Here is a 15,195-nt window from a genome sequence, read left to right as displayed (position 1 = left end):
AGCCGCCCAGAACTTTAGCACGGTGCGGGTTTCGGCTTCCGGAGCTGCGCATCACGCCAACATCATCACGTCCATGCCAAGCGTGACAGCGCACGGTAGGGTCTGGAACTCGTGACGGACAGTGCAGTACTCGATTCGCGGCGAGACATATACCGATGGGGAGCCATCACCGCGATCGGGGCGGTCGCGGGGTATATCGCGGTCCTACTTGCCAACGTCAGGCACTTCTATACCGACGATACCGAATCCCAGTACACCGGATTATGGATCGGCCTCGGGCGGTCTTTGCGTGACGGGACCTTCCCGGTGCTGGTGCCCGAGCGGTGGATGTCGGGCAACAACACGATGGACGACGCGGGGCTGTTCAACCCGCCGCAGCTGCTGATCGATCTGATCGCGCCGTCAGTCGACAACATGGCGTTGTACGCGACCGTCGTTAAACTGATCTTCGCCGTCATCGCCGCGCTCGGGGTGTATCGGATCTGCCTGGCCTACGGCGGTCGGCCCGCGTGGTCGGCGGCGGCGGGCATCGCCTTCCCGCTCTCCGGTTTCTTCCTCTTCTTCGACGAGGCCAGCTGGATGACCGCGCTCACCGGCACCGCGTGGCTGGTGCACGCGTGGGCGTCGTCGGTGCGCTACACGCGGGGCACGGGTGGGCCGATTCCGGTGTTCGTCTTCCTGTACCTGACCATCTCCACGCAGTACATCTTCCCCGCGGTGGAGGCGGCGATCATGCTGTTCGCCGTGGCGGTGGGCGAGCTTGTCCACCAACGCAAATGGCAGCCGGTGGCTCGGCTGACCGTCGCGGGAGCCTGCGCCGGTCTCGCGGGCCTGCTGACCTTCCTGCCAAGCATGCTGTCGGCGAAGGTGACCTGGCGTGGTACCTCGCAGATCATCAACGACCAGTTCCTGACGGTGCCGTGGTCGGAGTCGCTGAACGCCAGCCTGCCGAGTGCGATGCCCGCCTTCACCTCCTGGTGGGGTTACGTGCAGCCGATGCCGGTCACCTATATCGCCTGGTTCCTGATTCCGGCGCTGGCGTTCATCGACTGGCGGCGGGCCAAAGAAGGCTGGCGGGAGCTCAGCGCCGTGGCGGTGTTCTCGGTCCTGATGCTGATGTGGGCCGCGGGACCGGGTTCGATCGGTCCACTGCGCTGGCCGGTGCGGGTGCTGCCGATGCTCGCCATCGGGCTGCTGGTGCTGGTGTGCGTGCTGCTCGGGCGCTACGGCACGGTCCGGGATCTGAAGAGTCGCGGTATCGCAGCGGGGGTGCTGATCGGGCTGCTGTGGGTGCGGTCCTTCTCGGCCGATCCGCACCAAGTGATCAGGCATGTGGTTGCGGCCGTCGCGATCGCCGCGCTCGGTGCCGGGGTGGTGTGGCTGGATCGCACCAAGGGGGTGGCCGCGGCTTGTGCGCTGACCATCGTCGCGATGTTCCCGATCGCCTACATCCAGGTCAGGGCGGCCCAGCCGACCCCGATGACGTGGAATCTGCCGACCAACCGCTCGGAGGCGGCGGCCGCGTTCCCGGACTTCCCAGGAAACACCATCCAGCTCGCCGAGCGCGGGTTGCTGCAGCCGCAGGACAAGAGTCTCGAAGGCGCTTACGGTTCCCTGGTTTTCGGTAACTACGCCAAGTCGCTGGACCTGTCCTACGTCAACGGCTACACGCCGACGGGCCATTTCTACTTCGGCGAGCTGCTCTGCATGCGCTGGGACAGCAGCGTCTGCCCGGATGCCTACCGCAGGATGTTCGCACCGGAGCCGACCACCGGGCGACCGCTGGTCGATCTGATGAAGCTGGACCGCGTGGTCCTGCAGCGCGCCCTGTTCCCGGATGCACGCAACCAGCCCGCGCCGGAGGGCTGGAAGTGGGTGGACTACCCCGGCCACGAGCGCTACATCTCGGTGCTCGAGCGGGTGGACGGCCCGATTTCGACGGTGAACGGCCGGGTCGCTGACGCGAAGAACGCGACGGCGACATCGGTCTCCGAGACCGACACCACCAGCCGGGTGCGGGTGTCCTCGGCCGATGGCGGTCGCGTGGTGTTCGCGCGCCTCGGCTGGCCGGGCTACCGGGGCACCCTGAACGGCGAGTCGATCCCGATCAAGGTGGTCGCGAAAAGCTTCGTCGCCGTGGATATTCCGGCAGGCACCAAGAACGCCGAACTGGTACTGACTTGGCGCCCGCCTGGCTGGAAGATCGGCATCGCGACGATGGCGGCCGGTGTGCTCGGCATCGGTGTGCTGCAGTGGTTGTATGTGCGGTCGCGGCGCCGTGACGCCGAGGCGTCGGTCGGCGACCGCGAAGACGGTGAGCCCGAACGTGAACTGGCGGACGTTGTTTCATGATCGCTGATCTGTATCCGGTGACGCCGATGGGCGCGCCTGCGCCGGTGCGGGAAGCGGCCGGCTTTTGGTGCGCATGCCGGTCTTCGTCGTGGCGGGCTGTAGGGTCTGGAACTCGTGGTGGAAAGTAGCGCCCCCGCCCGGCGGGACGTGTACAAGTGGGGTCTCATTACCGCACTCGGGGTGATTGCGGGATACGTCGCGGTCCTGTTGGCCAACGTCCGGCATTTCTATACCGACGACAGCGAGTCGCAGTATGCGCCGCTGTGGGTAATGCTCGGTCGCCAGCTGCGCGACGGCCGGTTCCCCACGATGGTCCCCGAGCACTGGATGGCGGGCAACTACACCATCGAAGAGGCGGGCCTGCTGAATCCGCCGCAGCTGCTGATCGATCTGATCGCGCCCTCGGTGGACAACGTCGCGCTCTACACCACGGTGATCAAGCTGATCTTCGCGATCATCCTCGGGCTCGGCGTGTACCGAATCTGCCTGGAATACGGCGCCGAACTGCCGTGGGCCGCGGTCGCGGGCATCTCGATTCCTTTCACCGGGTGGCTGCTGTTCTTCGACGAGGCCAGCTGGTACACCGCGCTCACCGGCACCGCGTGGCTCGTGCACGCCTGGGCCTGCGGTGTGCGGTACGCGCGGGGGCGCAGCGGGCCGATCCCGACCTTCGTCTTCCTGTACCTCGCGATCTCGGTGCAGTACATCTTCCCTGCCGTCGAGGCCGGTCTGATGATCGGTGCCGTCGCTGTCGGTGAGGTGGTCTACCAGCGCAAGTGGCAGCCGTCGGTGCGGCTGCTCGCGATGGCGGGTTGCGCGGCGCTGGCCGGGGTGGCGACCTACCTGCCGAGCGCGCTCTCGGCGAAGGTGACCTGGCGCGGGACCGCGCAGATCAATAACGACCAGTTCCTGACCGTGCCGTGGTCGGAGTCGCTTAACGCCAGCCTGCCGAGCACGCTGCCGGCCTACAGCTCCTGGTGGGGTTATGTGCAGCCGATGCCGGTGGTCTACATCGCCTGGTTCCTGATCCCGGCGCTTGCCTTCATCGACTGGCGCAAGGCACGCGAGAACTGGCGCGAGTTCACCGCCATCGCACTGGTCGCGGTCATGGCGCTGATGTGGACCGCGGGCCCCGGCACCATCGGCCCGCTGCGCTGGCCCGCCCGGGTGCTGCCGATGCTTGCTCTCGGTCTGCTGGTGCTGGTGTGCGTGCTGCTCGGGCGTTACGCCACCTTCGCCGACTGGCGCAGGCGCGGGATCGCGGCGGCGGTGCTGATCGGGCTGCTGTGGTTGCGGTCGTTCTCGGCGGCGCCGCGCGAGGTGGTGTGGCATGTGGTCGCGGCGCTCGGCATTGCGGCCCTCGGAGCAGCTGTGGTGTGGCTCGGTCTGCACCGCGGCAAGGCCGCGGCCTGTGCGCTGATCATCGTCTCGGTGTTTCCGATCGCGTTCCTGCAGGTGCATGCGGCGCAGCCGACGCCGATGAGCTGGAACCTGCCGGAGAAACGCTCCGACATGAAGGCCGCCTTCCCTGATTTCGCTGGCACCACACTGCAACTCGCGGACCGCGGCCTGATCCAGCCGGGCGAGCGCACCCTGCAGGGTGCCTACGGATCACTGGTCTTCGGCAACTACGCCAAGGATCTGGAGCTGACCTATGTCAGCGGCTACACGCCCAACGGCCACTTCTGGTTCGGCGAGATGCTCTGCATGCGGTGGGACACCAGTGTCTGCCCCGACGCCTACCGCAGGGCTTTCGCCTCCGAGCCGACCACCGGCAAGACCATCGTGGACCTGATGAAGGTCGATCGGGTGGTGTTGCAGAAGGCGCTGTATCCAGATGCGCGCAACCAGCCCGCACCGCCCGGCTGGAAGTGGGTCGACTACCCAGGGCACGAGAAATACATCGCCGTGCTCGAGCGCGAGGGCGGGCTGCTGTCCACCCAGAACGGGCGCGTCGCTGACGTCACGGGCGGCACCGCGACGTCGGTCTCGGAGTCGGAGGCGACCAGTCGGGTGCGGATAAGCTCGGAACAGGGCGGGCGGGTCGTCTTCGCGCGGCTTGGCTGGCCCGGCTACCGGGCGACACTGAACGGTCGCGAGATCCCATTGGACCTGGTCGCGAAAACCTTTGTTGCCGTCGATATTCCGGCAGGCACCAAGAACGCCGATCTGGAGCTGACCTGGCGTCCGCCAGGTTGGAAGCTCGGCGGTGGCGCTGTGCTGCTCGGATTGCTCGGGGCGGGCGCGCTGCAATGGATGTACCTGCGTGGCCGACGTCGTGACGACGAGCCAGGCGGTGGCACACCGGCGGCGGCGGACAGCCCTGCGCCGGAACCCGACCTGGCAGGCGCGATCCGGTGAGCGCGGGGGAGCCCGTGGTCCACGCGGGAGCGACGGGAACCGAGGATCCCGGACCGCTGCTGCGCCTGGTGCGCAGGCAGGAGCTCGCGTTCGCCGTGGTCGGCGGCTTCAATACCGCCTTGGGTATGGCGCTGACGGTGGCGTGGCTTTCGGTACTCGGTCCGGATGTGCCGCCGTCGGTCGCGGTGGTCGCCGCGTACGGCATCAGCATCGTGATCGCGTTCGTACTGCACCGCACGCTGGTGTTCCGGGTGCGCGGCCACGTGATGCGCGATTTCCTGCGCTTCGTCGCGGTGAATTCCGGTGGGCTGCTGCTGAATATCGTGCTGTTGGAACTGGCCGTCTCGGTGCTCGGCTTCCCGGATAAGCCCTCGGCGGTCGTCGTGATGGGGCTGGTCGCCGTTGCCAGTTTTTTCGGCCATCGCTACATCTCGTTCCGGCGCGAACCGGCGGCGCCGTCGGCCGGTTCCGGTGCGGAGCGGTTGTAGGGGCCGGGTAAGTTATCGATCATGCCGGAGGAAACCGCCTTGGACGCCACACTGTTGAGCCTGCTCGCCTGCCCGCAGGACAAGGGTCCGCTGCTGTTGGTCCGCGATGACAAGGGCGCGACGGCGCTCTACAACCCGCGCCTGCGCCGCGCCTACCCGATCGAGAACGGCATTCCGGTGCTGCTCATCGACGAGGCCCGCGACGTCAGCGACGCCGAACATGCTGCGTTTACCAGTCAGCACGCCGACGCCTGATCAGGCGCTGATCCCGCGGCCCGCCCTGATGGGTGTCGCTGGATTCATCGGGTGCCGATATCTTCTGCCCCAGCGATATTCCGGTCGATGCTTCGCTGACCTGCGGAATTATGTTGCGGCGGGATCGATTTCGCCGGTGAGGTAGCGCTGCAGGGTGGGGCCGATGGCAGCGACCAGCTCAGGGATGGGCATCGAGGCGACCGGCTCCACTTCGACGATCTTGCGCCCGACGAGCACGCCGATCATTTGAGTGGCGACCAGCGCGACGCGGGCGCGGCCGTCGTCGTCCGGGGTCGCGATCCGCAGCCGGACTCGTTCGAGCACGACATCCAGCACGAACGTCCTGGCCAGCGAGATATCACCGCCGCCGAGGATGCTGCGCACCGCAGCGACCACCCCGGGACCTGCGGGAGAGTCCCACACGCTCACGACCGCGTGCAGGATGGTCGCACCGAGCTGATCCAGCGGCGCGGCCTCGATGATGCGCAACGTGGCCTCAGGGTCCACCGGCAGCTCGACCACCGCCGCGAACAGCTGCTGCTTGGTCCCGAAGTAGTGGTGCACGAGCGCAGGATCGACTGCGGCGTCGGTGGCTACGGCACGGATCGAAGTCTTGTCGAAACCGACTTCGGCGAACCGGGTTCGGGCGGCGGCCAGGATCGCCTCGCGGGCGCCGGATTGTCCTGGCCTGCGCCCGGTATGGGTCGCGCGGTCGCCGTTGCCTGCCGTAGTACCGTTGCGTGCCGTCACACCATCGCCTTCTTTCGCCCCATCGCCTCCCGTCACGCTATCGCGCGGCGTTACGGGGTTCGCCGACGTAGGGTGGCCGCGCCGAGGCACAGGGCCACGACGGCGAATCCGGCGACCACGGCCAGGTCGCGCCACATCGTGCCGGTCGCCTGAGGGTGGATCGAAACCTGTTGCAGTGCATCGACCGCGTAGCTCAGCGGCATCACATTGCTGATCGCCTCCAGCCAGCCGGGCAGCTGCCCGCGCGGAACAAGCAAGCCGCAGAGGAAGATCTGCGGCGCGACCACCACTGGCATGAACTGCACCGCCTGGAATTCGGTGCGCGCGAAGGCACTTGCCAGCAGCCCGAGCGCGACGCCGCACACCGCGTCTACCACCGCGATCAGCACTACCCAGCCGGGACTGCCCGCCGAGTTCAGACCGAGCAGGCCGAAGGAGACCAGACAGGCCACTGCCGCTTGCCCGGCCGCGGCCAGCGAGAACGCCGACCCGTATCCGGCAAGCAGATCGATTTTCGACAGCGGCGTGGTCAGCAGCCGCTCCAGGGTGCCAGAGGTGCGTTCGCGCTGCATGGCGATGGCGGTGATCAGGAACATCACGATGAAGGGCAGGATGCCGAGCATGCTGATGCCGACCCGGTCGAACAGTGACGCCGGATTGAGCGGGTTCTTCGGGGTGTCCTTATAGATGAAGTACAGCAACGTCATCAGCAGCGCGGGAACGACGAGAATCATCGCGACGGTGCGGTGGTCGTTGCGCAGCTGACGCAGGATGCGGGAGGTCGTTGCGATATACGGGCGCAGGGAGGTCGTCCGTCGCGTCGCGGGTACGGGGTCGAGGACGGTGCTCATGCTGTCTGTCCCATCGTGATCAAGGAGAGGAATGCCTGTTCGAGGTTCTGTTCGCCGGTCTTGGCGCGCAGTTCGTCGGGGCTGAGCTGCGCGAGCAGGTCGCCGTCGCGCATCAGTAGCAACTGGTCGCAGTGTTCGGCCTCGTCCATCACGTGGCTGGACACCAGCAGAGTCGTTCCGGCGGCGGCCAATTCGTAGAACTGTTTCCAAAGATCCACGCGCAGCACGGGATCCAGGCCGACCGTCGGTTCGTCGAGGATCAACATGTCCGGCTGTGCGACCAGCGCGCAGGCCAGCGAGGCGCGCGTCTGCTGACCCCCGGACAGCTCGTCGCCGCGCTGATGCGCGTGTTCGAGCAATCCGACGGCAATGATGGCCGTGTCGGTGGCATCGCGATCGCGACCGTAGAGCGCCGCGTAGTACGCGACGTTCTCGAGGACGCTGATATCCGAGTAGATGCTCGGCGCCTGGGTCACGTAGCCGATGCGATGCCGCAACTCCTTGGACCCCGCGGGTAGCCCGAGTGCGGAAATGTCGCCCGATTCCACGATCTGGGTGCCGACGATGCTGCGCATCAGGGTGGTCTTGCCGCAGCCGGACGGACCGAGCAGTCCGGTGATCGAACCGCGCGGGATGGTCAGCGAAACATCGTGCAGAACTTCGCGTCCGCCGCGACGGACCGTCAGGTTCCGGACGTCGATGGCGGGGGATGAGTGCAGGTCCGGCATAGGACGCCTCAATTCATCGAGTGTTGAATTCACTGTGTGATGAATTTAGCGCGGTGCGGACGCCCACGCAAGACCGGGCCATCTCTGCCCTTGACGAGCGCTCGTCAAGGGCAGCCGTGGCACGGGTGAGCGCCGTAGTCCCCACGAGAGTGGCGATCTGCTCGGTGGGCAGGATCAGTGCCCGTGGTGCGGTGGCGCGCCGGCCGACCCTCCCGGCTCGACCACGACAAACTGGCCCATCATTTCCTGGTCCTCGTGCCAGAGCAGGTGACAGTGATACATGTACGGCGTGTTTGGATCGGCCGGTCCGTCGTTGCTGCGCAGCACCGTGCGCTCGCCGGGCCGCACCCGCACCACGATCTCGGCCCGTCACCGGGCGACAACCGCAGCCGGTCGAGCGTGACCGGACGTTCGAGCAGACCGCCATCGGTGGCAACGAGGGAGAACCCGCGGTCATCGGCGAAGCCGAACGTGTAGATGCGCGCGGTGGACGCGTTGAGCAGTCGGAGGCGGACGAGTTCGTCGCCGACATTCCGGTAGGGCGTCATGGTGCCGTTCACCATCGTTCGATCGCCGAGGAATCCGACGTCCCGGACCAAAGTCCATACTGCCGACGGTGGATACGGACGCGCTGACGTACACACACCGGGGTGGACATGCCCGGCGCCGCGCGCGCCGCGTACTTCCGGGTCTTCGATCGAATCCGCCGGGGCGAGGTGAGTCCGCAAGAAATTCTCGCGACCGCTGGGCTTTTCGACAATCACTTCCACGACAGTCCGGCGTGGTGGGAGTTCCTTGCCGGTGGCGCCAGTAACCCGCTGATCAGCGTGCCGTCCGCAGAGAACGGCTGAGCCTCGGGCGGATTCGGTCGTGACGTCACTCGTCGGCGAGTTCGGCGGTGGAGTCGGGCCCGGCTGCGGCGTACGGACCTTTGTTACGTCTGTCATATTGTATGATTATAAAATTAGTTGATATGATTTCCATACGATACGACGCCCGGATGGACGGGTGCCGGACCGCACATCTGACGAAGGAACCCCGCTATGCGCATCATCGTTTTCGGAGCCAACGGCCCCACCGGCCAGCTGCTTACCGGCCAGGCACTCGCCGCAGGTCACGACGTCGTGGCCGTTACCCGTCGACCCGAAGAATTCCCGATCGAACACGACCGGCTCACCGTCTTCGGTGGCGATGTCCATCAACCGGATTCGGTCGACACGGCCGTCGCGGGCGCCGACGCGGTGCTGTCCACGCTTGGTGTGCCCTACAGCAAGGAGCCGATTACCACCTACTCCGACGGAGTCGGCAATATCGCCGCCGCCATGCACCACCAGGGCGTGCGCCGCCTCGCCGTCGTCTCGTCGAGCGCGGTGGACCCGAAGCCGTACTCCGACGCCGGGTTCCTGTTCAATCGCGTGTTGCAGCCCTATATCGCGCGCATCATGGGCAAGACGCTCTACGACGACATGCGCCGCATGGAAGCACTGCTTCAGGCAAGCGATCTCGATTGGACGATCGTGCGGTCGGGTGGGCTGTACGAGCTGCCCGACGTCACGGATTACACGATGGTGGAGGGGCACGTCGACAGTTGCTACACCGCGCGCATCGACCTGGCGGCAAGCCTGCTGCGGCTGGCCGATGATGAATTGTTCGTTCGCAAGATCGTCGGCGTGGCCACGACGACGGACAACCCGAGTCTCTTCCAGCTGATCCGACAGGAGGCGCTCGGCAAGAACTGAGATCGGGCCGGGGAATCGTGGCTGCACCGACTTGTTTGCGCTGGTGGCGGCCACTTCTCACCCAATCCGCCACCATCAACGGCGAACTCGGCGTCCTGGCCCGCATCGGCGGCGCCCCGTCGCCGCGTTCACCCACGACCTCGTCGACGGCCACATCCAGAATCTGCGCTTCCAGGTCAACCCGGCCGAACTCGGCGCGCTGCAAGCAAGCAACAAAGCCCTCGGCTGAATGTCTCTCGCCCAGGCGTCCGCTCGAGAGGGCGGAAATCCGCTATCCGCTGCTGGTCGGCATCATCGTGACCGCGGCAGGGATCCAGATGAGCATCGCCCACGGCAACGAGGCCGCGTCCATCGCGACCGCCGCCGCCGCGGTCGCGGTCGCGGCGACCATCCCGATCGGGGTCGCGTGGGTGGCATGGGCCCACTCGCCGCCCTCCCCGGCATCGCCTACGTTGCCGTGATCACCGACGACCTGATTACCCCGCGCACCGGGCAGCACAGCGCGTACGCCACTGACAACGGGCATCGCGGACTGGCCTGGGCCGACCGACCCCGGCTTCGAGCACAATGGCCGCTGTGTGTGTCGATGAACTCGCGACCGAACCGCCCGCTGCCGCCCGCCGATTGCTCGGGGCCACGCTGTGGTCGGGACCGGTCGGGGTGCGGCTCGTCGAGGTGGAGGCATACGGTGGGGATCCGGCCGGGCCGTGGCCGGACCCGGCATCGCACTCCGGGCGTGGGCGGACCCAGCGCAATGCCGTGATGTTCGGACCTGCCGGAGTGTTGTACGTTTATCTGAGTTACGGCATGCACATGTGTATCAATGTGACAACAGGGCCGGACGGGACGGCAAGTGCGGCGTTGCTCCGCTCCGGCGAGGTGGTGGCTGGGCTGGACACCGCGCGGGCGCGGCGTCCAGCGGCACGCAGCGATGCCGACTTGGCCAGGGGCCCCGGCAACCTCGGCAGCGCCCTGGGAATCACATTGAGCGACTACGGAGCTGCGCTCCTCGATCCGTCCTCACCGATCCGGTTGGAACTGAACGGTGCGACCGACGCCGCCGAAATCGCCAGCGGACCGCGCGTCGGGGTCAGCCTCGCCGCGGACGTGCCGTGGCGGTTCTGGCTGCCCGCCTCGCAGGCGGTCTCGGTCTATCGGCGCAGCCCGCGAGCGCCACTGCCGGTGATCGAAACCGCATAGTGCCAGGTCATAGCTATCTTCACGCGATGCGATGAGTTTTCGCGACGGCCATCGTCCTATCAGGTGAACGCGCTCGACCCGGCGCGACCGACCTGAAGGAAAGACACCATGACCGCCACCGCTGCTTCCGCCACCGGCCCCGTCACCGCCACTTCCGCTCGGCCCGGCAAGAAACTGAACGCCACGCTCTGGACCGTGCAGATTCTGCTGGCACTGTTCTTCATCGTGGCCTCTGCCGCGCCGAAGCTGCTCGGCGCGCACGCCGCCGTCGAGTCCTTCGACACGATCGGCTGGGGACAGTGGTTTCGATACTTCACCGGTGTGGTAGAGCTCTTCGGCGGCATCGGCCTGCTGGTTCCTCGGCTGACCGGCCCCGCGGCCATCGGTCTCACGATCACCATGGTATGCGCGTCGCTCACCCAGGCATTCCTGCTCGGCGCACCCGCCCTGATGTTCATGCCGCTGGCGCTGGGCGTGGTGTTCGTCTGGATCGCTTGGCAGCGTCGTGACAGCATCATCGCCGTGCGGGAGCTGCTGTCTCGCTGAACAATTCGATAACGCACCCGATCGGCGGATCTGGTCCGATCGTCGTGCTGTGTGCGGCGGCCTTTCGCTCCCGGCTCATTCCGTAATGGGTTGGGAGAGATCGTCTTCCGCGACCACCCGGTACACGGCGTTCGGGGTCGGCTCGCCCACCAGGTGCTCGATGCGTTCGTGACGTTGTTCCTCGATCGGGGTGAGGCGCTCCATCCATACCGGTGTCGGCCCATACCGGTGTCGGCGTCATCGATCAGCGCGATGGTGATCAGTTCGACGTTCACCCGGCTGACTTACCCCGACGCGGGGATGCCCCTATAACTAAGTGATAACTACGTGATAACTACGTGCCCAGCAAGGCCGCGCTGCTGGACGGCATGGTCGAGCGCGTGCTGGAACGTTCGATGGGCGAGCTGCTCGAGTTCGCGTTCCTTCGGGTCGCCGATGACGCTCGGAAATTCGCTCGACCCACGTGGCCTGGTTCGTCGACACTGAGGCGCACATCGGGCAGGAGCAACCGTGCGGAAAGATAGGACAGCGTGAGCGGCGACATCATCGATGAACTGACCTGGCGCGGACTGATCGCGCAGTCCACCGACCTGGACGCCCTGCGCTCGGCGCTGGCCGCCGGTCCGCTGACCCTCTATGCCGGATTCGACCCCACCGCGGCCAGTCTGCACGCCGGTCACCTGGTGCCGCTGCTTGCGCTGAAGCGGTTCCAGCGTGCCGGCAATCGGCCCATCGTGCTGGCCGGCGGTGCGACGGGCTTGATCGGCGATCCGCGCGATGTTGGTGAACGCACCATGAACTCCACCGACACCGTGGCCGAGTGGGCCGAGCGGATCCGCTCGCAGCTGGAGCGTTTCGTCGACCTCGACGACTCGCCGACCGGCGCGGTCATCGCCAACAACATGGACTGGACCGGGTCGCTGTCCACCGTCGACTTCCTGCGCGATATCGGCAAGCACTTCTCGGTGAACGTGATGCTGGCGCGCGACACCGTCAAGCGCAGGCTCGACGGCGACGGCATGTCCTACACCGAATTCAGCTACATGCTGTTGCAGGCCAACGACTACCTGCAGCTGCGCCGCAACTACGGCTGCATGCTGCAGGTGGGTGGCTCGGACCAGTGGGGCAACATCATCGCCGGCGTGGAGCTGAACCGGCGCGTCGACAGTGCCTCGGTACATGCGCTGACCGTGCCGCTGGTGACCTCCGCCGACGGCAAGAAGTTCGGCAAGTCGACCGGCGGCGGCAGCCTGTGGCTGGATCCGGAGATGACCAGCCCATACGCCTGGTACCAGTACTTCGTGAATACGGCCGACGCCGATGTCGTCCGCTACCTCCGCTGGTTCACTTTCCTGTCCCGTGAGGAGCTGGCCGAGCTGGAGTTGGCGACGGCCGAACGCCCGCATGCGCGGGAGGCGCAACGCAAGCTGGCCGAGGAGATGACGACGCTGGTGCACGGGGAGGGGAACACCCGTTCCGTGCAGCTCGCCAGTCAAGCCTTGTTCGGTCGCGCGGACCTGCGTGAACTGGATGAGGCGACGCTGGCGGCCGCGCTGCGGGAGGCGGCCGTCGACGGCACTGTCGCCGAGGTGCGGTCGGAAGAGCCGAGCACCATCGTCGACCTGTTGGTCGCCACCGGTCTGTCGGAAAGCCGCGGCGCCGCCCGTCGTGCGGTGAACGAGGGGGGCGCGTCGGTGAACAACGAGCGCATCTCGGATCTCGAGTGGACCCCCGCCGATACCGACTACCTGCACGGACGCTGGTTGGTGCTGCGCCGCGGCAAGCGGAACTTCGCCGGCGTGCTGTGGGCAGGTGCATGAAGATCGCGTGGTTTGGGTCACATTCGGGTGATCCGAACAGGCTTTCCGCCGGTACATATGCCCCTGACCTGCGAAATTACATGCGTGTAGTGCGGATTTGACGTTACGTTCTCCGCCGCGTAACTTTGTCCAAGTCAGAGCGACACGGACACCGACCCGGAGCCGAGAAGCCCAGCGGAGACGCCGAGCGGAGGGCCTGGGAAACGAGGTAGGACGAGGAGCGCCTGACTGCCAGCAAGATTGATCGAACGAGTAGGCTTGACTCTGCCCGAGCGATTGGCTAGGCTGGGACAGTTGCCCCAGAGAGCCCCCGAGAGAATCCGGGGGTGAGCTGTGTGCGTGTGTTCTTTGAGAACTCAATAGTGTGTCGATGAATGTCAGTGCCAAATATTTTTTGGTTCCGGCCTCTCATACCCCCCGGTTGGTGAGGTTGGATTTTTGTCAGCAATTTTTTTTGTTGGCGTTTTGTTTTGCTGGGTTTTCGGACTCTTGTTTAGGTATTTCTGATTGCATCCTTTTTGGGGTGTGGTTGAGAGTCTTCAACGGAGAGTTTGATCCTGGCTCAGGACGAACGCTGGCGGCGTGCTTAACACATGCAAGTCGAGCGGTAAGGCCTTTCGGGGTACACGAGCGGCGAACGGGTGAGTAACACGTGGGTGATCTGCCTTGCACTTCGGGATAAGCCTGGGAAACTGGGTCTAATACCGGATATGACCATTGGATGCATGTCTGGTGGTGGAAAGATTTATCGGTGTGAGATGGGCCCGCGGCCTATCAGCTTGTTGGTGGGGTAATGGCCTACCAAGGCGACGACGGGTAGCCGACCTGAGAGGGTGACCGGCCACACTGGGACTGAGACACGGCCCAGACTCCTACGGGAGGCAGCAGTGGGGAATATTGCACAATGGGCGAAAGCCTGATGCAGCGACGCCGCGTGAGGGATGACGGCCTTCGGGTTGTAAACCTCTTTCGACTCCGACGAAGCGTGAGTGACGGTAGGAGTAGAAGAAGCACCGGCCAACTACGTGCCAGCAGCCGCGGTAATACGTAGGGTGCGAGCGTTGTCCGGAATTACTGGGCGTAAAGAGCTTGTAGGCGGTTTGTCGCGTCGTCTGTGAAAACTCACAGCTCAACTGTGAGCTTGCAGGCGATACGGGCAGACTTGAGTACTTCAGGGGAGACTGGAATTCCTGGTGTAGCGGTGAAATGCGCAGATATCAGGAGGAACACCGGTGGCGAAGGCGGGTCTCTGGGAAGTAACTGACGCTGAGAAGCGAAAGCGTGGGTAGCGAACAGGATTAGATACCCTGGTAGTCCACGCCGTAAACGGTGGGTACTAGGTGTGGGTTTCCTTCCACGGGATCCGTGCCGTAGCTAACGCATTAAGTACCCCGCCTGGGGAGTACGGCCGCAAGGCTAAAACTCAAAGGAATTGACGGGGGCCCGCACAAGCGGCGGAGCATGTGGATTAATTCGATGCAACGCGAAGAACCTTACCTGGGTTTGACATACACCGGAAACCTGCAGAGATGTAGGCCCCCTTGTGGTCGGTGTACAGGTGGTGCATGGCTGTCGTCAGCTCGTGTCGTGAGATGTTGGGTTAAGTCCCGCAACGAGCGCAACCCTTATCTTATGTTGCCAGCGCGTTATGGCGGGGACTCGTGAGAGACTGCCGGGGTCAACTCGGAGGAAGGTGGGGACGACGTCAAGTCATCATGCCCCTTATGTCCAGGGCTTCACACATGCTACAATGGCCGGTACAGAGGGCTGCGATACCGTGAGGTGGAGCGAATCCCTTAAAGCTGGTCTCAGTTCGGATCGGGGTCTGCAACTCGACCCCGTGAAGTTGGAGTCGCTAGTAATCGCAGATCAGCAACGCTGCGGTGAATACGTTCCCGGGCCTTGTACACACCGCCCGTCACGTCATGAAAGTCGGTAACACCCGAAGCCGGTGGCCTAACCCCTTGTGGGAGGGAGCCGTCGAAGGTGGGATTGGCGATTGGGACGAAGTCGTAACAAGGTAGCCGTACCGGAAGGTGCGGCTGGATCACCTCCTTTCTAAGGAGTACTTCTCCACGGACACCCACGGTGGTGGGAGGGTAAAC

16 protein-coding genes and 1 rRNA gene are annotated in these 15,195 nt (G+C 65.2%); 11 read left to right on the top strand and 6 right to left on the bottom strand.

Annotated features, from left to right (window positions below):
• Window positions 1-111 precede the first annotated feature (111 nt).
• The 4 genes from ACV7NQ_RS01650 to ACV7NQ_RS01635 all read left to right on the top strand — a co-directional run bounded on the left by ACV7NQ_RS01650 (window position 112) and on the right by ACV7NQ_RS01635 (window position 5,456).
• Complete coding sequence (locus tag ACV7NQ_RS01650) at window positions 112-2,352, top strand: hypothetical protein (RefSeq protein ID WP_463357954.1); 2,241 nt, start codon at window positions 112-114, stop codon at window positions 2,350-2,352.
• A gap of 147 nt (window positions 2,353-2,499) precedes the next feature.
• Window positions 2,500-4,713, top strand: coding sequence for a hypothetical protein (locus tag ACV7NQ_RS01645; protein WP_463365492.1), 2,214 nt, complete (start codon window positions 2,500-2,502; stop codon window positions 4,711-4,713).
• Complete coding sequence (locus tag ACV7NQ_RS01640) at window positions 4,710-5,201, top strand: GtrA family protein (protein WP_463357953.1); 492 nt, start codon at window positions 4,710-4,712, stop codon at window positions 5,199-5,201. Before ACV7NQ_RS01645 ends, ACV7NQ_RS01640 begins: the two co-directional genes overlap by 4 nt.
• A gap of 21 nt (window positions 5,202-5,222) precedes the next feature.
• On the top strand, window positions 5,223-5,456 hold the full coding sequence (locus ACV7NQ_RS01635) for a Trm112 family protein (protein ID WP_463357952.1): 234 nt from the start codon (window positions 5,223-5,225) through the stop codon (window positions 5,454-5,456).
• 108 nt (window positions 5,457-5,564) lie between these two features.
• Here ACV7NQ_RS01635 and ACV7NQ_RS01630 read toward each other — a convergent pair whose 3' ends face one another.
• From ACV7NQ_RS01630 to ACV7NQ_RS01615, 4 genes are all read right to left on the bottom strand, one after another.
• Window positions 5,565-6,206 carry a TetR/AcrR family transcriptional regulator gene (locus tag ACV7NQ_RS01630; protein WP_463357951.1) on the bottom strand — a complete coding sequence of 214 codons (642 nt, stop codon included), beginning with the start codon at window positions 6,204-6,206 and terminating at the stop codon, window positions 5,565-5,567.
• Window positions 6,207-6,256: 50 nt separating this feature from the next.
• Window positions 6,257-7,057 (bottom strand): ABC transporter permease, encoded by an 801-nt coding sequence (locus ACV7NQ_RS01625; protein ID WP_463357950.1) that lies wholly within the window; start codon window positions 7,055-7,057, stop codon window positions 6,257-6,259.
• Window positions 7,054-7,785, bottom strand: a complete 732-nt coding sequence (locus tag ACV7NQ_RS01620; RefSeq protein ID WP_463357949.1) for an ABC transporter ATP-binding protein — start codon at window positions 7,783-7,785, stop codon at window positions 7,054-7,056. The genes ACV7NQ_RS01625 and ACV7NQ_RS01620 overlap by 4 nt, the downstream gene beginning before the upstream one ends.
• A 174-nt stretch (window positions 7,786-7,959) precedes the next feature.
• On the bottom strand, window positions 7,960-8,133 hold the full coding sequence (locus ACV7NQ_RS01615; RefSeq protein ID WP_463357948.1) for a multicopper oxidase domain-containing protein: 174 nt from the start codon (window positions 8,131-8,133) through the stop codon (window positions 7,960-7,962).
• A 302-nt stretch (window positions 8,134-8,435) separates the two neighbouring features.
• Here ACV7NQ_RS01615 and ACV7NQ_RS01610 point away from each other — a divergent pair, with 302 nt between their 5' ends.
• From ACV7NQ_RS01610 to ACV7NQ_RS01600, 3 genes are all read left to right on the top strand, one after another.
• Complete coding sequence (locus ACV7NQ_RS01610) at window positions 8,436-8,636, top strand: hypothetical protein (RefSeq protein ID WP_463357947.1); 201 nt, start codon at window positions 8,436-8,438, stop codon at window positions 8,634-8,636.
• Window positions 8,637-8,828: 192 nt separating this feature from the next.
• Entirely contained in the window at window positions 8,829-9,524 is a 696-nt protein-coding gene (locus ACV7NQ_RS01605; protein WP_463357946.1) for an NAD(P)-dependent oxidoreductase, read from the top strand.
• A gap of 43 nt (window positions 9,525-9,567) precedes the next feature.
• Window positions 9,568-9,753: a hypothetical protein gene (locus tag ACV7NQ_RS01600; protein ID WP_463357945.1), complete on the top strand. Its 186-nt coding sequence runs from the start codon at window positions 9,568-9,570 to the stop codon at window positions 9,751-9,753.
• A gap of 42 nt (window positions 9,754-9,795) precedes the next feature.
• Here the strand turns inward: ACV7NQ_RS01600 and ACV7NQ_RS01595 are convergent, their stop codons facing one another.
• Window positions 9,796-10,050: a hypothetical protein gene (locus tag ACV7NQ_RS01595; RefSeq protein WP_463357944.1), complete on the bottom strand. Its 255-nt coding sequence runs from the start codon at window positions 10,048-10,050 to the stop codon at window positions 9,796-9,798.
• Window positions 10,051-10,091: 41 nt separating this feature from the next.
• On the opposite strand from ACV7NQ_RS01595, the gene ACV7NQ_RS01590 reads away from it, so the two are divergent.
• A complete protein-coding gene (locus ACV7NQ_RS01590) occupies window positions 10,092-10,724 on the top strand; it encodes a DNA-3-methyladenine glycosylase (RefSeq protein WP_463357943.1) in 633 nt (210 codons plus the stop codon).
• Window positions 10,725-10,832: 108 nt separating this feature from the next.
• On the top strand, window positions 10,833-11,270 hold the full coding sequence (locus ACV7NQ_RS01585; RefSeq protein ID WP_463357942.1) for a DoxX family protein: 438 nt from the start codon (window positions 10,833-10,835) through the stop codon (window positions 11,268-11,270).
• 75 nt (window positions 11,271-11,345) lie between these two features.
• On the opposite strand, the gene ACV7NQ_RS01580 is transcribed toward ACV7NQ_RS01585, so the two are convergent.
• Window positions 11,346-11,474 (bottom strand): hypothetical protein, encoded by a 129-nt coding sequence (locus ACV7NQ_RS01580; protein ID WP_463357941.1) that lies wholly within the window; start codon window positions 11,472-11,474, stop codon window positions 11,346-11,348.
• A gap of 326 nt (window positions 11,475-11,800) precedes the next feature.
• Between ACV7NQ_RS01580 and tyrS the strand changes: the two genes are divergently transcribed.
• On the top strand, window positions 11,801-13,090 hold the full coding sequence (gene tyrS / locus ACV7NQ_RS01575; protein WP_463357940.1) for a tyrosine--tRNA ligase: 1,290 nt from the start codon (window positions 11,801-11,803) through the stop codon (window positions 13,088-13,090).
• Window positions 13,091-13,629: 539 nt separating this feature from the next.
• Window positions 13,630-15,148: ribosomal RNA gene (locus tag ACV7NQ_RS01570) — 16S ribosomal RNA — on the top strand.
• The last annotated feature ends 47 nt before the right edge of the window (window positions 15,149-15,195 follow it).

It is taken from the genome of Nocardia sp. Tas62D01 (genome assembly GCF_055232035.1).
Note: the sequence above shows the minus strand (reverse complement) of the source record. Positions and strands in the feature narration are given on the sequence as shown.